The organism is Streptosporangium carneum, from assembly GCF_027922005.1.
Taxonomy (GTDB): domain Bacteria; phylum Actinomycetota; class Actinomycetes; order Streptosporangiales; family Streptosporangiaceae; genus Streptosporangium; species Streptosporangium carneum.
This window is the reverse complement of the sequence record NZ_BSEV01000019.1, coordinates 135,362-155,606: the sequence shown is the minus strand read 5'-3', so window position 1 is coordinate 155,606 and position 20,245 is coordinate 135,362. Positions and strand designations below refer to the sequence as shown.

The 20,245-nt window shown below is 70.3% G+C and carries 22 protein-coding genes and 1 pseudogene; 7 read left to right on the top strand and 16 right to left on the bottom strand.

Features of this window, described 5'->3' with window-relative positions; translation table 11 throughout:
• Positions 1 to 3 precede the first annotated feature (3 nt).
• The 3 genes and pseudogenes from PKF00_RS31330 to PKF00_RS44735 form a co-directional block, all read right to left on the bottom strand.
• Positions 4 to 1,305 (bottom strand): hypothetical protein, encoded by a 1,302-nt coding sequence (locus PKF00_RS31330; protein ID WP_271221291.1) that lies wholly within the window; start codon positions 1,303 to 1,305, stop codon positions 4 to 6.
• On the bottom strand, positions 1,298 to 3,556 hold the full coding sequence (locus tag PKF00_RS31325; protein ID WP_271221290.1) for a hypothetical protein: 2,259 nt from the start codon (positions 3,554 to 3,556) through the stop codon (positions 1,298 to 1,300). Before PKF00_RS31325 ends, PKF00_RS31330 begins: the two co-directional genes overlap by 8 nt.
• Positions 3,557 to 3,769: 213 nt before the next feature.
• Positions 3,770 to 4,006 (bottom strand): annotated as a pseudogene (locus PKF00_RS44735) (transposase); the annotation flags it as partial.
• Positions 4,007 to 4,539: 533 nt separating this feature from the next.
• On the opposite strand from PKF00_RS44735, the gene PKF00_RS31320 reads away from it, so the two are divergent.
• Entirely contained in the window at positions 4,540 to 4,890 is a 351-nt protein-coding gene (locus tag PKF00_RS31320; protein WP_271221314.1) for a YciI family protein, read from the top strand.
• Between the two features lie 40 nt (positions 4,891 to 4,930).
• On the opposite strand, the gene PKF00_RS31315 is transcribed toward PKF00_RS31320, so the two are convergent.
• From PKF00_RS31315 to PKF00_RS31305, 3 genes are read right to left on the bottom strand one after another with little or no spacing between them, the layout of a single operon-like run.
• Positions 4,931 to 5,380 (bottom strand): PepSY domain-containing protein, encoded by a 450-nt coding sequence (locus tag PKF00_RS31315; protein WP_271221289.1) that lies wholly within the window; start codon positions 5,378 to 5,380, stop codon positions 4,931 to 4,933.
• Positions 5,381 to 5,437: 57 nt separating this feature from the next.
• Positions 5,438 to 6,712, bottom strand: coding sequence for a sensor histidine kinase (locus tag PKF00_RS31310; RefSeq protein ID WP_271221288.1), 1,275 nt, complete (start codon positions 6,710 to 6,712; stop codon positions 5,438 to 5,440).
• Positions 6,709 to 7,392, bottom strand: a complete 684-nt coding sequence (locus PKF00_RS31305) for a response regulator transcription factor (RefSeq protein ID WP_271221287.1) — start codon at positions 7,390 to 7,392, stop codon at positions 6,709 to 6,711. The genes PKF00_RS31310 and PKF00_RS31305 overlap by 4 nt, the downstream gene beginning before the upstream one ends.
• A gap of 121 nt (positions 7,393 to 7,513) precedes the next feature.
• Between PKF00_RS31305 and PKF00_RS31300 the strand changes: the two genes are divergently transcribed.
• The 4 genes from PKF00_RS31300 (at position 7,514) to PKF00_RS31285 (ending at position 10,006) form a co-directional block, all read left to right on the top strand.
• The gene (locus PKF00_RS31300; RefSeq protein WP_271221286.1) at positions 7,514 to 7,969 is read left to right on the top strand and encodes a hypothetical protein; all 456 of its coding nucleotides are present in this window, start codon (positions 7,514 to 7,516) and stop codon (positions 7,967 to 7,969) included.
• A gap of 426 nt (positions 7,970 to 8,395) precedes the next feature.
• On the top strand, positions 8,396 to 8,719 hold the full coding sequence (locus PKF00_RS31295; protein ID WP_271221285.1) for a hypothetical protein: 324 nt from the start codon (positions 8,396 to 8,398) through the stop codon (positions 8,717 to 8,719).
• A 195-nt stretch (positions 8,720 to 8,914) separates the two neighbouring features.
• Positions 8,915 to 9,469: a winged helix-turn-helix domain-containing protein gene (locus PKF00_RS31290; protein ID WP_271221284.1), complete on the top strand. Its 555-nt coding sequence runs from the start codon at positions 8,915 to 8,917 to the stop codon at positions 9,467 to 9,469.
• A 366-nt stretch (positions 9,470 to 9,835) separates the two neighbouring features.
• The gene (locus PKF00_RS31285; protein WP_271221283.1) at positions 9,836 to 10,006 is read left to right on the top strand and encodes a hypothetical protein; all 171 of its coding nucleotides are present in this window, start codon (positions 9,836 to 9,838) and stop codon (positions 10,004 to 10,006) included.
• Positions 10,007 to 10,058: 52 nt separating this feature from the next.
• Here PKF00_RS31285 and PKF00_RS31280 read toward each other — a convergent pair whose 3' ends face one another.
• A complete protein-coding gene (locus PKF00_RS31280) occupies positions 10,059 to 10,625 on the bottom strand; it encodes a GlxA family transcriptional regulator (protein ID WP_271221282.1) in 567 nt (188 codons plus the stop codon).
• Between PKF00_RS31280 and PKF00_RS31275 the strand changes: the two genes are divergently transcribed.
• The gene (locus tag PKF00_RS31275) at positions 10,612 to 10,776 is read left to right on the top strand and encodes a hypothetical protein (RefSeq protein ID WP_271221281.1); all 165 of its coding nucleotides are present in this window, start codon (positions 10,612 to 10,614) and stop codon (positions 10,774 to 10,776) included. The genes PKF00_RS31280 and PKF00_RS31275 overlap by 14 nt on opposite strands.
• A 568-nt stretch (positions 10,777 to 11,344) precedes the next feature.
• On the opposite strand, the gene PKF00_RS31270 is transcribed toward PKF00_RS31275, so the two are convergent.
• Together PKF00_RS31270 and PKF00_RS31265 are read right to left on the bottom strand one after the other, a co-directional pair.
• Entirely contained in the window at positions 11,345 to 11,557 is a 213-nt protein-coding gene (locus PKF00_RS31270; protein ID WP_271221280.1) for a DUF397 domain-containing protein, read from the bottom strand.
• Positions 11,533 to 12,378, bottom strand: a complete 846-nt coding sequence (locus tag PKF00_RS31265; protein ID WP_271221279.1) for a helix-turn-helix domain-containing protein — start codon at positions 12,376 to 12,378, stop codon at positions 11,533 to 11,535. The genes PKF00_RS31270 and PKF00_RS31265 overlap by 25 nt, the downstream gene beginning before the upstream one ends.
• A 188-nt stretch (positions 12,379 to 12,566) precedes the next feature.
• Between PKF00_RS31265 and PKF00_RS31260 the strand changes: the two genes are divergently transcribed.
• Entirely contained in the window at positions 12,567 to 13,064 is a 498-nt protein-coding gene (locus PKF00_RS31260) for an ATP-binding protein (RefSeq protein WP_271221278.1), read from the top strand.
• A 560-nt stretch (positions 13,065 to 13,624) separates the two neighbouring features.
• Here PKF00_RS31260 and PKF00_RS31255 read toward each other — a convergent pair.
• The 7 genes from PKF00_RS31255 to PKF00_RS31225 form a co-directional block, all read right to left on the bottom strand.
• Positions 13,625 to 14,500, bottom strand: a complete 876-nt coding sequence (locus PKF00_RS31255; protein ID WP_271221277.1) for an ABC transporter ATP-binding protein — start codon at positions 14,498 to 14,500, stop codon at positions 13,625 to 13,627.
• A gap of 1 nt (position 14,501) precedes the next feature.
• Positions 14,502 to 15,326: an ABC transporter permease gene (locus PKF00_RS31250; RefSeq protein WP_271221276.1), complete on the bottom strand. Its 825-nt coding sequence runs from the start codon at positions 15,324 to 15,326 to the stop codon at positions 14,502 to 14,504.
• Complete coding sequence (locus PKF00_RS31245; RefSeq protein ID WP_271221275.1) at positions 15,323 to 16,024, bottom strand: hypothetical protein; 702 nt, start codon at positions 16,022 to 16,024, stop codon at positions 15,323 to 15,325. Before PKF00_RS31245 ends, PKF00_RS31250 begins: the two co-directional genes overlap by 4 nt.
• A complete protein-coding gene (locus PKF00_RS31240; RefSeq protein ID WP_271221274.1) occupies positions 16,021 to 16,791 on the bottom strand; it encodes a hypothetical protein in 771 nt (256 codons plus the stop codon). Before PKF00_RS31240 ends, PKF00_RS31245 begins: the two co-directional genes overlap by 4 nt.
• A gap of 26 nt (positions 16,792 to 16,817) precedes the next feature.
• Entirely contained in the window at positions 16,818 to 17,396 is a 579-nt protein-coding gene (locus PKF00_RS31235; RefSeq protein ID WP_271221273.1) for an RNA polymerase sigma factor, read from the bottom strand.
• Positions 17,397 to 17,750: 354 nt separating this feature from the next.
• Entirely contained in the window at positions 17,751 to 18,977 is a 1,227-nt protein-coding gene (locus tag PKF00_RS31230) for a ribonuclease D (RefSeq protein ID WP_271221272.1), read from the bottom strand.
• A complete protein-coding gene (locus PKF00_RS31225; protein WP_271221271.1) occupies positions 18,974 to 19,570 on the bottom strand; it encodes a DUF3000 domain-containing protein in 597 nt (198 codons plus the stop codon). Before PKF00_RS31225 ends, PKF00_RS31230 begins: the two co-directional genes overlap by 4 nt.
• Positions 19,571 to 20,245 lie beyond the last annotated feature (675 nt).

Below are 20,245 nucleotides of genomic sequence, written 5' to 3'. Positions count from 1 at the left end.
ATCTCATGAGGCTGCGGCGCGGTCGCTGCCGATCCGCCGTAGCCAGGACTCCACATCGATGTCGGGTGCGCCTGTCGTGACACCGCAGAGCACCAGCCAACCGAGGATCCGCATCGGTTCGATCCGCTGCAGGTAGTGCGAGGTGTAGAGGGAGGGGCCCGCGCGCCGTGCCAGGCGGGCGAGCTCAGCAGGGGCGACCCGGCGCGGGTCGATCAACGCCGACAGCGGCACCCCGCCGAAGGCGCGCATCGGCGCACGGGTGCACGCGTCCACCAGCGCGGGCAGGCGGGGCAGGGTGGTCGTCACGACGGCGGCGGCTTCGGCCGGAGCTTGGTCGAGGGGGTGCCGTGCCAGCCACCCCGCTTTCAGCCGGTCCCACGGTCCTGGCCCGAACCACGACCGGCACAGCTCGGCGTTGAAGAGCACGCGCAGCCATGCGAACGGATGTGGATCGCCGAACGGCATCCGGAACACCGTCCGGGTAGAGCCGTCCACCACGGTGGCCAGCGACGGTACGGGGGCGTAGCCGAGCAATGCGAAAGCGTACACGTCGGCCGCCACCTCGCCGGCCCAGCTTCGCCAGACGTCGGCGGCGAATGCGGAGCACGGCGCGAGGGCGGCGTGCAGAGCCGCGGCGAGCTCGGTCGTCCAGCCGGTCAGGTGAGCGACCTGGTGGCCGGTCTCGTGGACCAGGGAGGTCGGCCGGAACAGATTGTGGCGCGTGATCTTCACCGCTGCGGCTGGGGAGACGGAGGCGTCCCACAGCCTGGCCCCGGCCTTGAGAATGGACGCGCCCATGCCCTTGTCCAGGTATGTCACTACGGGCGGGACGTCGATGCCAAGCGGCCGCAGCCCGCGCTCCATGCTGTCCACGGCCAGCGCGTCCAGGCCGCGCAGAATCGCGGCCACCCGTGGGTTGGTGCGGGTGTTCACGGCGTCGCCGTAGAAATCGACGACCGTCTCCGCCCGGAGGTAGTCGTGCCGCAGCCGCAGCAGAGCCGTTCGGACCCGGTTGAGATCGGCGGGGCCAACGGCTGCGGCGAGCATGGCGGCCACCCGGTCGGCCTGCGCGGTGACCCGCGCCACGACCGCGCGCAAGCTCGCTCGCAGGCTGAGCCCGAGATACGACTCCAGCGCCGCCCACGCCGCGGGAGCGGCCACGGTGTCGAAGTCGGCCAGCGTCGCGGCGGCTTGCCGCCAGTGCAACAGCTCGACCGTGAGCGCGGCACGTTCGGCCATGGCGTCGTCGGCTGCCGCGCCTACGGCTGCGACCTGGTCGTCGCCGGTCAGGACGCCGTCAGCCACGACCCCGCCCCGGCTGGACGGTGACCGCGGCGGGCGGGAGTTCGCCGGTGACTTTCTCGCGGGAGAGCCCGTCCACCGTGAGCGTGATCGTGACACCGTCCGCAGGATCGCGCACCGCTGCGGCGAGTTGTGCGGCGCTCTTGGTGAGGAATGCGGACAGGCCCGCAGTGAGAGCGGCGACCACCCGATCCGCGGCCGTACGCGCCCGCCACTGATCGACGACGAGCGAACGCTTGAGCATCCGGGCGGCCAGCATCGCAGGCAGGATTCGTCCGTACTGGCCGCGCAGCATGAGCAGGACCGAGGGCAAGTCACGTCGCCCGGCCGGCGCCGATCGTTCCAGCCTGGCCAGGATCTGCTGCGCCTGTCGCTCGGACAGGCGCACCGTGACGCGCAACTGCCCCGCCGCGTCGAGGCGGACCAGAATCCTCCGATAGCGCCGCCAGCGGGCCGTTCCCGGTATGCGCACCCGGAAATAGCGGTCGCCCGGCATCGGACGCGGTCGGACTGTGGCCGCCCTGCCGTACCACGCCCTGCGTCCAAGCGCCGGCTCGCCGAGCAGCAGTCCGGCGATGTCGGCGGTGAGGTATTCATACTCACCGCTGTCCGGTGGGCGGGCACCGCCGGCGACCTCGTCCTGGGTGAAGTGGCCCAGATGGGTGCCGGGCAGCGCCTCGTACAGGTCTATCTCGGCCTGCACCGGCCACCGCTCGACACCGCGGTCAAGCAGGTGGGTCTCCAGCGTGCCGCCGTCCGACCATGGCACACAGCGGGCCAGTTGTCGGCTGACCGGCACCACAAAGGTGCGGGTATAACGCCGAAACCGGAAGCGCGGCCGGGCCACCCTGGGCATCAGCACCCAAACGCCGCCCTCTCCTGCCGTCTCCCGCTCCGGCAGGTCTGGGCGCAGCAACCGATCGGGCAGATAAGCAGCGGCCGCCTCCGCGAACGCCTCCTGCAGCGCAGCGTCGAGCTGCAGCTCGTCTTCGAACACGCCGGCCGGTAGCTCCAGCAGTCGCAGGACCGTGCCTTCGACCGTCGAGGCGAGCGCTTCGCCGGCGAGCGCGCGTTCCTGCTCGGCCGGGACCTCGAGGCCGAGCATGCGCAGCCCGACGTCGACGATCGGCCGCGAGATCGTCCGTGCCGCGTCCGATCCGATGAGGCCCTTTACAAGCCCGGCGATGCGGTCGGCGATGAAGCGGACGATCCTGTCCCGGCCGATCAGTGAGACGCCGAGCTTGATCAGCGGGCGTGCGGCCAGCACGACGGGCAGGAACTGCTCGATCTCGGCTGCCGGCGGGGTGCCGGCGGGCAGGTCGGTGAGCTGCTGTGCCAAGCGCGCGCGGGCGTCGTCGAGTTCGGCGAGTCGATCGGGGCCCTCACCGTCGGTCCCGGCCTCCATCCCGTCCGCCTCGAAGACCTCATCGAGCGTGTCCGGGGCGAGCAGCAGCGCGGCCATCTCCAGATCGAACTGCGCAGACAGGCCGGCGACCGGCTCGGGACCGACCTGCGCTTCGCTCGCCTCGCCCAGGCCCAGCTTCGCGGCCAGCGTCTTGGCGACCGGGCGGACGGTGGGCGGCAACTTGTTCAGCGCCGCCATGAGCACGCGTCGTAGCAGCGGCCTTACCAGGGCTTTGAGCTTGTTCAGCAGAGCTCCAACCGGCAGCATCCGCCCAACGGCGGCGACGCCTTTGCGTGCCATGTCGGCCGCACCCTTGATCAGTTTCTTCGCCTTTCTGACAAGGCCGCCGAGGAATTCGTCGAATCCTTCAGAGCCGAGCAGCGGCGCCTCCCCCGCCGAAGCCAGGAACGTCTCGAGGTCGGAGCCGGTCATCGCGTGAAGGTCGACGGTCGAAAGACTCTCCACGAGCCCGTCGACGGCCTGCTCGGCCGCGGCGGCGAGGGGGGCGAGCCATTCTTCAAGAGCGGCCCGGGAGTCCGTTTCGGACGGTGTGGCCGACCAGGCTCCCTGCTCGCCGAGGTATTGCGCGGCTGCCTCGTCAACGAGGTGTTCGAGCGCGTCGGTGAAGTCCTCGTCCTGCAGTGTGTCGAGCAATTCGGCCGCAGCCTCCTCCGCCCGATCAGGGGACTCACCTGTCAACCCGGTGCCAAAGGGCGACTCGAGCAGGCCGACACCGGCCGGTACGGCCTCGATGTGGCTCACCTCGGGCATGTGCATGCCTGTGAACGGTGAGTAGTGGCCGACCACGTCGGCGCTTTCCCCGGCGTCTCCGCTGAATGGCACGGTCATTCCGCTCCCCTGACTGCCTCGGATGGGGCGAGTCTGGTGGGTACGCGTATACCGTGGCGTCAACGGTGCATATGCGTTGCCGTTTCCCTGGGAGATCGTAGGACGGAGCGGTTCGTACTGGAATTTGGCTATGGCGAAGTTCTCGCTAGTGTCGGCGTTGCCCTGGCCGCCGTCTCCTCGTGTGGAGGGCGTTCTCCCGGATCCTGCCCTGTTCCACTCGTTCAGCCGCCGCCGGCAGGTCTGCCCGAGCCGTACCGAGTTCCTGGGGCGGGCGCTCTCTGCGATACCGGTGTGCAGCACGAGCAGGATGCCTTGCAGGGCCGGGCGGTCATCCAAGCGCTTACGCCTTGGCCAACATGCTCTGCGCTGATGTTCAGGCAGCAGTGGCTCGGTGATCGCCCACAGCTCGTCGCTGACCTCCCACAGCTTCAGCCGCGCCAATCGGCTCACTCCTCCCGCTGTCACTACAGCGAGAGGTCAAAGCGCAATGGAGATCGTTCTTTTGGGCGCTCTGAGTTCTGTCCGACAGCCCTTTTCGCCATTGTGCGCGCCCACCAGCAGTCGGCGCACATCATCAGTGCTGGTCATCGCAACCGATTCCGAGACGGTGGCCGTCTTGGTCGCGTTCGCAGAGTGAAATTTCATTCATGATCATGCTAGAGGCGACGGAGTTGACAGGAAGTGGTCCGGTGGTCTCGGCTGGACCGGACCTCGGCTGTCAGGTCAGGTCATCTTGGAGGCGTACAGCCGGACTATACGGAGGGCGCGGTGCCGTACCGGGACATGATCGTGGACTTCGCCGGGGTGATGACGATCTCCTTGGGGTTTCCGGCCGTCACGGACCCGGGCCGGCTCGCCGTGGCGCGGTTCCTGTCGCCTCGGCCGGATATCGTCTGCTGCTCGGCGGCTTCCGTGAGGGGCGTCCGCCGAGGAAGACGTCCGTGCCGGGCGTCGCGACCGTGAGGAGTGAAGACGTGAAGTACATGCTGCTGATCTACAACAACCCCGGGACCTGGGAGGCCCTGTCGGAGCAGGAGCGTCTGGGGCTGATGGGCGAGGCCGACGCCCTGATGACGGAGCTGACGGCCTCGGGGGAGTGGGTCGGCGGGGAGGCGCTGGAGGGGCGGTCGCTGAGCAGGGCCGTCCGGGTGCGGGAAGGAGTCCCGGTGATCACCGACGGCCCGTTCGTCGAGGCCAAGGAGCACCTGGCGGGCTACTGCGTGATCGACTGCGCGAGCGAGGAACGCGCTCTGGAGATCGCCGCCCGCTGGCCCGACGCCAAGATCTGCGGGATGGAGGTCCGGGGGATCCTGGAACCGGGCGAGACGCCCTGACGGGCGCCGGCCCCGTTCCACGGGCGACGCGAGAGGCGGGTCAGTCGTCGTCCTGCTCCCCGGCCTGGTCCTCGGCGGCCTCGGCCTTCCGCTCCTCGGCCGTCTCGGTCTCCTGCTCGTGCTCCAGGATCGCGCCGGTGGAGGCGTCGATCTCGAAGTCGTGCTCGACGTCGCCCTGGCGGAACTCGACCTCCCAGACGGCGGGCGTCTCGTCGCCGTCGAACTCGGCCTTCGTCAGCTGGGCGCCGGGCGCCTTGTCCTGCGCGATCTTGACGGCCGCGTCCCGTTGGACCTTCGCCTCGGCCTCACCGGGCGCGGGGGTCCGCGGAGCCTGCTCGGCCGGGGCCGTCGTGCTCGTCGGCGCGGGCGTGGCCGTCGTGCCGGAAGACGACGGAGCGGGCGAGGCGCTGACGGCGAAGGCCGCGCCGCCTCCGGCGACGACGGCGAGGAATCCGGCGGTGGCGAGAGTGAGCTTCGTGGTGTTTCGCATGCCTCGAGCTTGCCGCCGGCCACGATAGCGCCGCGCTGTGGGAACGCTAAGGGAGGGTTAAGGCCGCGCTGGCGGGCCGAGGGACACCTCGACGACGGCGCCGCCCCCCGTTGCGGCGCGCACGTTCAGCGAGCCGCCGGACGACTCCGCGGTACGGCGGGCGATGTCCAGGCCCAAGCCGGTCGAGTCGCCGCCGCTGCTGCCCCGCTCGAGCAGTTCGGTCTCGAAGCCGGGCCCCGCGTCGGTCACGACCAGCAGGACGCCGCCCTGGGAGCCGGAGGTGAGCCGCACCCCGAACGGAACGCCCTCGGGGGTGTGCGCGAAGACGTTGCCGAGCAGCGCGTCGACGCACGCCGTCAGCTCGCCAGGGGCCACGGCGACCGGCAGCGGCTCCCCGGGCAGGTCGAGATCCATCAGCCGGTTCTGGTCCTCGGCCAGCACCGACCAGAAACGCACCCGGTCGGTCACCACCGAGGTGGCGTCGCACGACCTCGGCGCGGGCGCGCGCCGCCTGGTCGTGTTGATGATCGAGGTCACGGCCTGCTCCAACTCGTCCGCGCGTGCTCCGATCTGCGCCGCCTCCTCGGGGTCGGCCAGGGCCTCCGCGTTCAGTCGCAGGCCGGTGAGAGGTGTGCGCAGGCGGTGGGAGAGGTCGGCGACCGCCTCGCGTTCGGCGGCCAGCAGCTCGTCGATCCGCCCGGCGAGGTGGTTGAGCGCCGCCGCGACCGACCTGACCTCCGGGGGCCCCTCAGGCGAGGCGCGGGCGGTCAGGTCGCCCGCGGCCAGCCGGTGCGAAACCCCGGCCAGGGCGGTGATCGACGTCGTCACCCGCCTGGCCAGCCGGTCCGCCACCGCGATGCCGAGCGCGGTCAGTGCCAGGCCGAGGACCAGCAGTCCGAGCCACGCCTCCCGCACTCCCCGGTCGAGGTCGGCCTCGCTCACGAACACCCGGACCACCACCGCGCCCAGCGACGGGCTCTGCACCGAGACGAGGACCTCGGTGCCGCCGGGCGCCCGCGCCGTGACGCTGCGCCCCAGCGACGCCAGGCGGACCGCGTCCGACCGGGGAGCGGCCTGGCCGAGGACGTCTCCGTCCGGCAGGAAGACCGTCAGGGGGTAGCCGCCCGACGCCGCGACCTGCTCGACCGTGAGGGCCAGCTCCCCGGGCGGCAGGGCGCTCACGGCCGCCGCGACGGACTCCGCCGTGTCGGTCGCGCGGTCGACGGCCGCGTTCTCCGCGACGGTGCCGATCAGCAGTCCCAGCGGCACCAGAAGCGCGACCAGCACCAGGGAGGTGGTGGCCGTCATCACCAGCGCCAGCCAGCGCCTCATGCGGGATCGACCAGCTTCACCCCGACCCCGCGCACGGTCACCAGGTAGCGGGGTTCCTGCGCGGTCTCGCCGAGCTTTCGCCGCAGCCACGACAGGTGGACGTCCACGGTTTTGTCGGCTCCGCCGTACGCGACCTGCCAGACCTCGCTCAGCAGCTCCCGTTTGGTCACCACCTCTCCCGCGCGGGTCGCGAGGAAGTGCAGCAGGTCGAACTCGCGAGGCGTGAGCTCGAGCGGCGTGCCGTCCAGGGTCGCCTCACGCGTGCGGGGGTCGAGGCGCAGCCCGGCGACCGTGACCGACGTGTCGGGAGAGCGCTCGTCGCCCGCACGACGCAGGACCGCCCGGACACGGGCGTCCAGCTGCACCGCGCTGAACGGCTTGACCACGTAGTCGTCGGCTCCCGCGTCGAGGACGGGAACCATCTCGTCGTCACCGTCGCGGGCGGTCGCGACGATCACCGGGACCTGACTCACCGCCCTGAGCATGCGCAGCAGCTCGACGCCGTCGAGGTCGGGCAGCCCGAGGTCGAGCACCACCAGGTCGGGACGGTCGCGCAGGGCCAGCCGCAGGCCGTCAAGGGCGGTCGGAGAGGACGAGACGGCATGACCGAGCTCCCGCAGGCCCCGCGTGAGGGCGGTGCGGATCGTCACGTCGTCCTCGATGAGCAGGATCTCGGCCATGTGATGACACCGTAGACGGTGAACGGAGGTGCGCGTGCCCCGGCGGCGCTGTCCTACCCTGGCCTTGACGTCGGCCCCGGAGGCGGAGAGATCCGCCTCTGACAGCGGAGAGGGGGAGCGGATGGTGACGAGAGGACGGCTGCTGCTGGCCGTGGCCGGATGGCTGGCCACCGCGTCCGTCGCGACCGTGGCGGGAGTCGCCGTCCTGAGCCTGCTGGGAGGCTCCCTGACCGGCGCCGCAGGTCACGCCCTGACAGCGCAGGAGGTCCGCGCCGAGCTGGCGGCGGCCTCCCCCCGCCCGCCCCTGCCGTCCTCGGCCGCGTCTGCGGGGGCGTCGCCCGACGCTTCGGCCCGCACGAAGGTGATCAGCGTCGGCGGCGGCACCGTGGTCGCGGCCTGCCAGGACGGCCAGGTGCGGCTGCGCTCGTGGAGCCCGGCCCAGGGTCACTCGGTCGACGACGTCGAACCGGGCCCCGGGCCCGAGGCCACGGTGGAGTTCGAGTCGGACGGCTCCGACCTCAAGGTCGAGATCCGGTGCGGGAGCGACGGCCTGCCCGTCCACACCGTGAGCTCGTAGCCCGACGAGCGCTTCTCCGTACGGGGGCCGTCCGGTCGATCAGGCGAGAACCGGGTGGAGAGGTCGCGGCCGAGGTAAAGGATCCGCCTGAAAGGTGAGATGTCGACGGGATTTCCGGCGTCGTATTCCTTTGTCTCCCGGTAACCCGCACAAACAGTAAATTGTGTCTGCCGATTCCCCTGCGGAGGCATTCCTGTCACGAGGTGTCCCGCTGTGGAGTTCGAGGGCGTGGCCAGGGCCGAAGGCGTCGGCTCGCTCCCGTCGAGCGATGATTTCGGCAGGGTAAAGTCGCCGCCCATCTCTGATTCAAGAGCGCGATAACAAGCAAACAAATTCTCCATTTCTGGCGAATCGCTTCATATCCTGGCCTTGTCAACCACGACCTCCGGGGATTTCCGCGGGCAGGTCTGGTCGGAGGAGGTGCTCATGAACCGCAGGCGACATCTGCTGTCGTTCGGCCCCGAACTTCTCGTGATCCTCGCACTCGGAGTGGTGGCGGGCTCCCACTCCACGGCCGTTCCGGTTTCCGGGCGGACGGTGGCGACGGCGAACGTTCCGTGGGGCGAGGCCGGTCAGGCCTCGGGCAAGGAGCCGAAAGAGTACTGGGACGCCTTCCAGAAGGGCTTCGCCGACGCCGGGAAGAACTGCGGGAAGGGCTTCATCTACGACAAGTCCAACGACTGGGACAGGAAGGGCTGGGTGGACGGTCACAACGCCGGTCACGCCCACCTGTGCGGCGGCGCGGGCTGAGCCTTCACCTGGTCCCACGTTCCGCTCGACGTTGTCGCCGCCGCTTCTCGCCGTGCGCCGTGCGGCTCCGGACGCCGTACGGCGTACGGCGTGCGGTGTGGGACCCGGCCGTCGTCACGGCCCGGCGGCGGTGACGGCGCGAATCCGGGACATTCCTGATTGCACGAGAACTGATGCACGACTTATCGTGCACACATGAGCGAGACAGCGGACCTGGCGGCGGTGAAGGTTCTCGCCAATCCGCTGCGGCAGCGGATCATGCGCCAGGTGTCCCTGGACGGCGAGGTCACCTCGACCACGCTGGCCAGGAAACTGGGCGTGACCACCGGAGGCACCAGCTACAACCTGCGGGTCCTCGCCGAGCACGGGTTCGTCGAGGAGGTGCCGGGCCGTGGCGGGGGCCGCGAGCGCTGGTGGCGAAGGGCCGACCGCGACCTGCGGTTCCCGCTGTACAGCGAGCAGAGTCCCGAGATGCGCGCCGTCACGGACGAGATGCACCGTCTGTGGCTCGCCGAGACCCTCGAAGGCCTGGCGCGCTTCCAGCGGGTCCGCGACGACCTGGGCGAGTGGGGAGACGCGCTGCCCTACTCCAACGGCACGATCCGCGTCACGCTGGACGAGCTGCGCGACTTCTTCGAGCGGTATCTCGAACTGCTCGCCCGATTCTCCCGCCGGCCCGAGGAAACCCCGGAGGACGCCAGGACCGTTCTGACCAGATTCATCGCCTTCCCCGAGCTTCCCGGGGAGTGAGTCTGTGGCCGCCGAGCGCCAACTCGACGGCCACGGGAAACGCACCACCACGCCAACGGCGTGTCTCTACGCGATACGTGTCTCCATGGAAAGGAGAGCAGTTCATGCTGCTCCAAGGCAAATCCGGCCGGACGGTCCCCGAGGCGTCCCCGCCGGGGGTGTCCGCCCAGGCCACGCGGTCGGTCCGGATCACCCGGGCCACCGCGGCCCCGGCCGCGAAGGCGACCTGGAAACGCCGGCCGCTGCCGGCGGCCGGCGCCGTCGTCTCAGTGCTCGCCGTCAACGGGCGACGGGAGGTCCCCCTGGCGGCCTGGCGGTCTGCTCGGCATCGCCCGCACCGGCCGTGTCCTGACCGGACTCACCGGGGTGTGGGCCGCCGTCGCGATCGGCACGCTCTTCCTGCTCCACGGGCCGGGACCGGACGTCTTCGGATCCCCGGCCTCGCTCTGCCTGGCGCTGGGCGTCCTGCTGCTCGACGCGCGGTCGAGAACGGCTGTGCGCTGGTCGGGCGGGGCGACAACGGGCCGTCCGGGATGATCGACCCCAAGGGCAGGGTGCTCGCCTCGGTCGACCACTTCACCGCCGACCGTCAACCGAGGTGTTCCGCGCCCGGCCTCGAGGGGCTCCGCCGGTCGGCGCCCTGTGGGCGGAAGCGGGCGCGGTAGGCGGTGGGCGTGAGCCCCAGCCGGTCGACCAGGTGCTTGCGCAGGGAGTCGGCGCTTCCCAGCCCACTCCGCCAGGCGATCTGGTCCATCGGCAGGCCTGTGCTCTCCAGCAGCTCGCGCGCCCGGTCGATCCGCTGGTGCAGCAGCCACTGCAGCGGGCTGAGCCCTGTCTCGGCGTGGAAGCGCCGGGTCAGGGTCCGCACGCTGGTGCCGGCGTGTCCGGCCAGGTCCTTCAGGGTCAGCGGGCGCTCCAGCGTCTCCAGCGCCCACGCCCTCGTCGCGGCCAGCGAGCTGTCAGGCTCGGACGGCAGCGGCGTCTGAACGAACTGGGCCTGACCGCCGGGGCGCGCCCGTGAGACGACCGTCGCGTTGGCCGCGGCGTTGGCGACGGCCGAACCGTGGTCGAGCCGTACGAGGTGCAGGCACAGGTCGACGGCGGCGCCCGCGCCCCGGCTGGAGGAGCTGACCGAGCGTGACGTGGCCCTGCTCACCCTGGCGGACCCGTTCTGGACGGGGCTGCAGGAGGTGCTGCACACGCCCGGCCTGCCGTACGTCTCCGACTTCACCGAGACCGAGAAGATCCTCGGCGTCACGGCCACCCCGGTCGACGAGGTGCTGGCCGAGGTGCTCCAGCGAGCTTAGACGGGCTGCGCGGGGCGGGCCGTTTCCCGCCCGCCCGTGGGGCGATCACCTCGGTGGTGCGGGTGTCGCCCACCCGATCATCGGTCAGCCAGGCCCGTGGGGCGTGTCGTGGGCTCCGGGGTGGACGCGACCGTCTTCGCGATGCTCCCGAGGCGGCCGGTGAGGGGCTGTGTCAGACAGGCCGGTTCCTGCCCATGAGGCGGCTGTTTCGGCGGTCCGGGGGTGCCCTGATCGGTCATCGGTCGGCCGTGTTCACTGATCGGGCTGTGGGGCGCGTCGCGGGCTTTGCCGCCTCACCGTCGTGCCGCGACTCCTTCGCTCTCCTTACTGAGAAGTCCCCATGTCTCCGCTGTGCTGTCGTCCTCCCATGCCTTCGCTGTCGGTTCCCTCGGCCTTCGCTGTGCTGTGGCCTTTCGCGGCGCCGGTACGGAGAGCGGCGACGGGGGCCTGAGCGGCGCCGATGAGCGGCGCGTCACTCGGGAACACGCGGGGACATGACCGTGAAAGGGAGCCGGTTCCCGTCCGTGAGGGACGGGAACCGGCTTCGTCGTCCGGGACGGGGGAGTGGTCAGTCGAACTGGCCGCTTTTGATGCCTTCGATGAAGGTGTTCCAGTCGCCCGGGGTGAGGAGGAGGGCGGGGGCGGTGGGGTTCTTGCTGTCGCGGACGCCGATGTGTCCGCCGGTGAGGCGGGCGATCTCGACGCAGTCGGTGCCGTCGCTGCCGGAGAGGGTGGACTTGCGCCACGTGGCGGTGGTCAGTTCCTGTCGTAGGTCGTCCATCGTCGCATCTTCTCCTTAATCAGGATCAGTGATTCGCGCTGGGACAGGGCTTCGGCGCGGATAGCGTCGTATCTGAATGCTAGTGAGGTGACGTCCTCCGGTCTGCCCGTCACTCGAACGGAGATCCCAGCGGAGTCGATGTAAGCCGTGTCGGGTTCTCCTCGCGCCGTCGCGATGACGAAAGCACCAAGGAGACCGACGGCGCTGTAAGCACTCAGAGGCACGACCTGAACGACGATCCGCAGAGACTGGGTGACATCGGCCAGGTGGCTGAGCTGGGCGGCCATCACGGCGGGGCTTCCGATGGGCCGGTCGAGAACGCTCTCGTCCAGGAGCACCCACATCATCGGAGGTGTGGTCCGACGGAGAATGTTCTGGCGCTCCATTCGCGCTGTCGTGTGCTCCTCGATCTGTTCGGGCGTTGTGCCGGGTTCGCTGGTCAGCACGGCTCTCGCGTAGCCCTCTGTCTGGAGCAGCCCGGGGACGATGAGAGGTTGCCAGGTCCGTAGGGTGTCCGCCTCTCGCTCGATCTCCAGCCACGACCGGTACCACGTCGGCAACTGATTGGACACGTTGTCGAGCATCGCCCAGAGGTTGGAGAGCGTTCCGTCGAGTCCGAGTGCGGCGTCCATGCTTCGGGCGAGCTCTGGAGTGGGCCCTCGATTGCCGTTCTCCAGCATGCTGATCTGGCTGATCGACCAGCCCGTCAGGGTTGCCAGCGTTTTTTGTGACATTCGCGCCATGCTTCGATGTTTGCGGAGCTCTGTGCCGAATTGTGCCCGGGGGGAAATGTTCGGGTCGAAGCTGGTGGGGGCGGTCACTGGCCTCTCCTCACGGCTGTCAGGGTAAGTACACGCAGCTGTGCAGTAGGAGTGTATTCAATCAGCTACCGAACGTAGTTGCCTTCTGGGATTCTTTAAATAGCAAGGAGCGAACAAGCGGGTCGTGGACCGCGAGCTTGGATGAATTGACGAGCCCGGCGACCGATGAGCGGCGAAGGACTTTTGGCATGGAACCGAAAAAGCTTGGAGAGGTCTTTCTGGTGAGCTCCCAGGAATCGGTTCGGCGGGCGCGCGGTGAAGTCCGTGGTCTTCTGGGAACGGACCATCCATTGCTTGAGGACGTTGTCCAGGTGGTCTCCGAACTCGTCGCCAACGCCGTCGAGCACGCCGACCGGCGGTGGCAGGGGGACATGGTCGGGCTGGCCCTGATGGAAACCCCTGACCTGGTCTATGTGGAGGTCTCCGACCCCGGTTCGCTTTTCAGTGCGCCGTACATTCCCGAAGAGGAGGTCTCCATGGCGGAGAACGGGCGTGGCCTGCTCATCGTCAACCGGATCTGCGGTGGCAGGTGGGGCACTCGCAGGCGGTCGGAAAGGCTGGGAAGGACCGTCTGGTGCGCCGTGCCCAGGACCGAGCAGGCCCCTTCGGCCGAGGAGACGATCCGCGCCGAACGTGACAGGGCGATCGGAAGAACCGAGAGGTCGGTGGGTGATGGGCGGATGTGAGGTGACCGGGGGCCTTCACCGGGGCGCGCGCCGTTCATCGGCGCCGATCAGGTGAGCGTCACCGCTCGCCGTACCGGCGCTGTGGAACACCTCGAACGTGGTGAAGAGCTGTGGAATGCCTTGGACGTGGTGAGGGGGTGTGATGCCTCGACCGTGGTGAGGGGGTCGTGGAACACCTCGACCGTGGTGAAGAGCTGTGGAATGCCTTGGACGTGGTGAAGAGCTGTGGAATGCCTTGGACGTGGTGAGGGGGTGTGATGCCTCGACCGTGGTGAGGGGGTCGTGGAACGCCTTGACCGTGGTGGGGGCCGGACGGGCAGGGGGCACGTGTCTGTTCGTTCTCCTGTGGCGCCGCCCGGGAAAACGGGTGTGGATTCCCGGCGAGTGCTTCCGCCCGCCGGGAACCCGTTGAAAACCGCCCCCGGCGGGAAGGCGACGCGCGACTTCCCCCGTGATCGACCGTCGCGTGTCCGTTCTCTCCTTCCCCCGGCTGAGAGGACTTTCCGTCGGGGGCCTTCGAACATGTCCGCAAACGCCGCCGTTCGATATGGAGAATTCGCTCAGGAGGCGTGCCGCGCGGTTTCCATGAGCGCCAGGTAGCCGTCTTCGAGGGTCGGCTCGACGGTCTCGGCGTCCGGTTCGGGAGCCGAGGACGCGACGACGCGATAGCGTGTTCCCGCGCCGTCGGGAACGGCGGACACGACCCTGCCGGTCGAGGGCGCGGGGCCCGGCGTGGTGACCGTCCACACCACCCCCTCGGCTCGCGCGACCAGCCTCTCGACGGTCCCCTCGAACACCAGGCGGCCCCTGGCGAGAACCGCCAGCGAGCGGCAGGTCTGGGCCACGTCCTCGACGATGTTCGTGCTCAGCAGGACCGTGCGCTCCCCGGCCAGCCCGACGAGCATGGTGCGGAACCGGATCCGCTCCTCCGGGTCCAGGCCGGTCGTCGGCTCGTCGACGACCAGCAGCCGTGGGTCGGCGAGCAGCGCCTGGGCGATGCCGACCCGCCGTACCATCCCGCCGGAGAAACCCCTGAGTTTGCGGTCGGCCGCGTCGGAGAGCCCGACGACCTCAAGCAGCTCGCCGATCCTGCGCTGTCTGAAGGGACGGGAGTCGAGGCCCTTGAGCAGCGCGATGTAGTCGAGGAACCCGCGAGCGGTCAGGTCGGGATAGACGCCGAGGTCCTGCGGGAGGTAGCCGAGCTCCCGCTGTACGGCCAGCCGTCCGTCAGGCGCGGTGACGTCGTGGCCGCCCACCCTGACGGTTCCCGAGGTGGGCCTGAGCAGCCCGGCCAGGATGCGCATGAGCGTGGTCTTGCCCGCGCCGTTCGAACCGAGCAGGCCGTACATGCCGGTCGGCACGTCGAGGTCGAGCCCGTCGAGGGCGCGGACCCCGCCCCGGTAGGTCTTGGTCAGCCGGGAGATCTCGATGCGCATGTCAGTGCTCCGTGCGGGCGGTGTGCAGGCGGATGAGGAGGAGGACGGCCACCGTGAGGGCGACCATCACGCCCATCCAGAGGACGGCGACGGCCGGGCTCGCCACGGGACGCAGGACGTTGAACGCCGCGTCGTGCCAGGGGCCGTAGACCGGGTACTCCGAATCCACGAGAGCCCCCTCGGGCGGCTTCACGGGACCGAAGAACCCGAACTCCGGGTAGTGGGCCCCCGGCGACAGGAGCGTGTGGGACAGGGTGGGCATCATGTTCGCGGGGATGAGGCTGCCCCAGAACCAGTAGCCGACGAACAGCACCCGGAACAGCTGCACCGGCACCAGCAGCGGCCCCGCCAGGCAGAGCGCCCCGACGAACAGCAGGCCCGGCACGACCATCGCCGCGAAGACCGGCAGGGACAGGGCCAGCGCTCCCGGCTCTCCCTCGGTGACCGCGTAGACGAGGGCCCGGCCGAAGTAGGCGAGCGCGATCGGCACAGCCGTGGCCGCGCAGACGCCCAGGTACTTGCCGACCAGCCGGCCCGTGCGTCCGGCCGGGGTCGCCTCCAGGACCTCGTCGACGCCGAGCCGCCGGTCCCGGACGAGCCGGTCGGCGATCAGGCATCCGTAGGCCATGGCCATCAGGCTGTTGACCACGGTGGCGACGGAGACCAGGGCGGTCGCTGTGTGGCTCGAATAGTCGCGTCCCAGGTACGGGATCACATACCCCTGCTGGAAAGAGGCCAGAAGCAGCGCGAACGCCAGGCCGTACACGATCCACAGGGCGGGGCGGCGGATCTGCATGCCGAACTCGTGGCGCAGGGTCGCGATCACTCGTCCTCGCCTCCGAGGAAGCGCTCGACGTCGCCGAGCAGGAACCAGGCCGCGACGGCGAGCGGTAGGGCGGTCGCCAGCAGGACCAGCCGGTTGGGCAGCCAGTCGCCGTCCGCCACGCCCCGCGTGGTGGCGAACAGGTAGAGCCACCTGGACGCGGGGTTGTCCCGCAGCGCCTCGGACAGGGCCTGCTCGACGACCCAGACCAGCGCCACCGTCGCGGTCGCCGCGACCGTGGTCCGCGACGCCGCGTAGGCGAGCAGTCCCAGGGCCGTCAGCCACAGCGTGGGGGAGAGCCAGGCGAGCTGACCGGCGACGCCGCCGGGGGAGAGGGGGAGCCGCTCCCACCAGCCCCCCGCCGTGAGCAACGCCGATATCGCCAGGGCGCAGACGCCCGCCCAGCCGACCGTCACGGCCAGGCGGCGCAGCAGCGTCGCCCGGTACGCCGAGGGAAGGGCGAGCCGCAGCTCGACGGCCCGGTCCCGGCCGACCAGCGAGGCCGCGAGCAGACCGGTCAGCAGCGGGATCCCCATCTCCACGAAGGCGACCAGGAAGCGTGCCGTGTTCCCCTCGCGCGAGCCGATCCGGGTGCCGAAGGCCGCCAGCAGCACGGCCAGCACCACCAGGGCGGGAGGTCCCAGCAGGGCGGTGGGCCCGGCCCTGCGTATCTCGTGTGACCAGAGGTCGAGGCGCTTCATGATCCGTGAGTTGCGCGCAGACGCCGGATCGGTTCACCCCGTCCCGCCGCGACCACGGCGGCCGACGCCAGGACGAGGGCGAGACCGATCGTCGCGGGGCTGGTCGTCCACAGCTGCCTGATCCCGGCGAGGACGGGCCACTTGGTGAAGCTCATCAGGTACAGGCCCCACACCCCCAGGGCGACGCCCACCGCGCCTTCGGCGTTCCAGCACACCGACAGCAGCAGGCTGAGCGCCGCGAGCACCGTCGTCGGCCCCAGCCACGCCGTGACCAGCGACACCAGTCCCGTGGAGACCGGGCCGGGGACCGAGTCCTGGAACGGGGACAGCATCGCGGAGGCGACCAGCGCCAGCGCCAGGTCGTAGCCGAACACCAGCGTCATCCTGGCCAGGAGGATCACCCGGGGCGACGTCGGCGTGACGGCCACCAGTTCGAGGACCCTGTCGTCGCGCGGGCCGTACGCCGCCGCGACACCCGCCCCCGCGACCAGTGGCGCGACCATGGCGAGCACGAACACCGCCGTGTACGGCTTGGCCAGGACGAACCCCACCCCGACCGTCATGACCAGCGCGGAGATCAGCCAGATCGACACGGGCTGGACGCGGGCCTCCGCCGTCAGCAGCGCCCACGCCCTGACGGCCTTCGGCACGGCGGGCGGGCGCCCGCCCTCCAGCGCGGACCTCCTCAGCGCGCCGCGCACGATCTCGGGGCCGGGCGGGGCGGGGACGTCGTCGCCGATTCCCGCCAGCTCGGGCCAGGAGTCCACCCGGTTCTTCTCTTTCGACGGATCTCTCAACGGAGCACCCCCCTGAGGGTCGCGCGGGCGTGGTGCAGGCGGCTTTTGACCGTGCCGACCGGGATGCCGAGGATCTCGGCGATCTCCTGGTGGCCCAGGTCGTTGAGGAAGGCGAGCACCACCACCTCGCGCTGCGCGAGCGGCAGCCGTACCAGCGCCCCCTGCACCCGGTCCGCTCCCACCGCCAGCTCCTCGGGGCCGGGCACGGTGTCGGCCCGCTCGTACGGCTCGGCCGCGGCCGGAGGGGAAATCCCGCGCAGCCGGTTGTGCGCCTGCCTGCGCGCCACCCCGAACAGCCAGGTGGTCACACTGGAACGTCCCTCGTAGGTCGCGGCCGAACGCCACACGGCCAGCAGCGTGTCCTGGAGGATCTCCTCCGCGGTTCCCCGGTCTCCGGCGAGCCGGTGGAGAAATCCGAACAGCGGCGCGGCATGCCGTTCGTACAGCTCGCCCAGCGCTCTGGCGTCCCCGTCGGCGACCCGGGCGAGTACCCGCGCGTCCTCACCCCGCCCCCACGCCCTCTCCCAGCGCCCACGAGCCCGTCCCGCCGCCACGTCCTCGACTCTGCCGTCCATCAGAAGGTCTGTAGCGGCGTTCCCGTCGACGGGTTCACGTGATTCCCGCGAAACATGTAGTGATCTACTTTGTAAAGACGCAGGGACGGCGAGCGCTCACGAAGAGGGCCCGGCCGAGATCGCCGGACCCACACCGCGCCTGCTTCGAACCTGCTCCGGCCCACGGGCACGGCGGCACGGCGAAACGCGGGAACCGGTCCGTCAGGTGGCCTGGCGGAAGACCACCGGGCCGGATCCACGGCTCTCCCGGCTCAGCGGAGACCCGGGCTTCGGGCCGCCCCGCGTGCCGTCAGGCGCGACACGGGACGGCCGGACCCGGGCCGCCAGGGGAGAGGCCCGGTCGCGTCACCGCCGTCAGATCTCGCCCTTGGTCTCCAGGCGCAGGAGCGCCTTGGCCACGGGATGGGCGGTCAGCCCGATCTGCCACTCGCGCGCGCCCAGCTCACGCAGCCGGGCCGCGACGCTCTCGTCGTCGATGACCGGCGGGGGTTCCCAGGTCAGACGGCGCACGGCGTCCGGCTGGACGAGGTTCTCCGTCGGCATGTGGTGCTCGTCGGCGAGCGCGGCGACCACGGCCCTGGCGGCGGCGAGCCGCCTGGCGGCGACCGGGTCACGGTCCATCCACCGGTTGGCGGGCGGCGGACCGTCGCCCGGCGTGCTGGGCTGGGGGAGCTGCGACTCGGGCAGCGCGCGGGCCCTGCTGATCGCGGCCAGCCAGTCGCGCAGGTGCCTGCGGGCGCTGCGCCCGGTGAACGGGGGGATGTCGGTGAGCGACTTGGTGGTGCGGGGCAGTTCGAGGGCGGCGGTGACGATCGCGGCGTCCGGCAGGACCCGTCCCGGTGCGAGGTCCGACTCCCTGGCCAGCTCGTCCCGCAGCGTCCACAGCTCCCTGACCACGGCGAGCCCGCGCAGTGAGCGGACCTTGTGGATGCCGGAGGTGCGCCGCCACGGATCGGAACGCGGAGCCGGGGACTTGTGCGCCAGCACCGAGGCGAACTCCTCCTGCGCCCACGACAGCTTCCCGCTGGAGTCGAGCTCCTGGTAGAGGATGTCGCGCAGCTCGATCAGGACCTCGACGTCGAGCGCCGCGTAACGCAGCCAGTCTTCGGGCAGCGGGCGGGTCGACCAGTCGGCGGCCGAGTGGCCCTTCTCCAGCCTGAGGCCCAGGACGTTCTCCACCATCATCCCCAGCCCGACCCGCTCGTAGCCGAGCAGCCGCCCGGCCAGCTCGGTGTCGAACAGCTCGCGGGGGTGGAAGTTCAGCTCCGCCAGGCACGGCAGGTCCTGGGATGCGGCGTGCAGCACCACCTCGGCGTCCGCCAGCGCCGCGTCGAGCTCGGACAGGTCGGGGCAGTGGGTCGGATCGATCAGCGCGCTGCCCGCGCCCGCCCGGCGCAGCTGCACCAGGTAGGCGCGGCCGCTGTAGCGGTATCCCGAGGCTCGCTCGGCGTCGACGGCGACCGGACCCGTGCCCTCGGCGAAGGCGCGCACGGTGCGTGCGAGGTCGGCGGCGTCCTCGATGACGGGTGGGATTCCCTCTCGCGGCTCCAGCAGCGGAACGATGGTTGTCTCGTCGGTCACGTTCGGAAGGACTCCGGATCTTCGCGACGGCGTGGCGGCAGGCTCGCCACGTCGGGTGGCAGGGGTGGTATGCCGGCCGCCAGGCACATCAGATCGCACCAGGCGGCGACGTGGCCGGAGAGATCCTCCTCCAGCGGAGACCAGGAGGCGCGCAGCTCCAGCTCCGTGGTCACCGGGTCTTCGGCCTTGTTGCCGAAGCCCTCGGACACCGCTTTGGTGACGGTGCCCCCGGCGGCGGCGTATGCGGCGCCGTGCGCGTCGAGTGACTCGGTGAGCCAGCTCCACGCGACGGGGCCGAGCAGCGGGTCTTCGGTGATCTCAGGTTCCATGTCCGCCCGGACGTAGGCGACCAGCCGGAACTGGCCGTCCCAGCCACGCTGGCCGTCCGGGTCGAAGAGCATGATGAGGCGGCCGACCGCGAGCTCGTCGTCGTCGCGGTAGACCGATGCGCCGATGGCGGCCGAGTAGGGGGCGAGGCGCTGTGGCGCCGGGATGTCCTCCAGCTCGATCTCCGGTCTGACCTCGGCTGGGCGCATGCTGGCCGCCGCGCGCTCGAAGGCGGCGGGAGTGGGCGGTGCGTCACCGGCGGTCATATCGGAAGCGTAGGTCGGAACTGAACGCATGGGGACCACTGGGGTGTGTGTAGGAGCCATCGGAACCGATCAAGCCACTGCCGCCGACCAGCGGGAACCACGTGCGCTCCCGCCGCCGGAGCTCGAGAGGAACAGCGCGTGACCGCAGTCGACGCAGGCCCATTCGGGGCATTGACCCGGTTCGTGCCCGTCGAGGCAGGGGGGTTGCTCGAACACCCGCTCGTCGGCACAGGAAGCACAGTGCTCACCGCGGCGCTCGGGTGAACTCCACATCGTGGACATCGCACAGGCCTTTCGTCGGGTCGTGGTCCGACGTTGGCACGTCGCGCCGACATTTCCGCGCAACGTGCTCGGCGTGTCCCGAAAGTGGTGCCGGAATCGATGCCGCGCGGTGACTTGGCGAACATTTGGGCCAGCCGGGGGCCGGACCAGGTTCGTCGATGGGAGGAACTGTACCCGGAAACATGATCGCTTCGCGCCGTCCGGCGTCGCCGGACGGTTGCGGCCATCGGGTTTCGGTGGACGAAGCACTCGAAACGGGTGGAACCCTATCGTCATCATGACTTGAAGCTGTCTAGGTGTTGTTAGGTGTGATCTCATTTAATAACCGGTGATTTCATACCCAGAGTGGCGCTCAGCAGCCTTGATGAGCGGACCGGGCCCTCGGCATGGCAC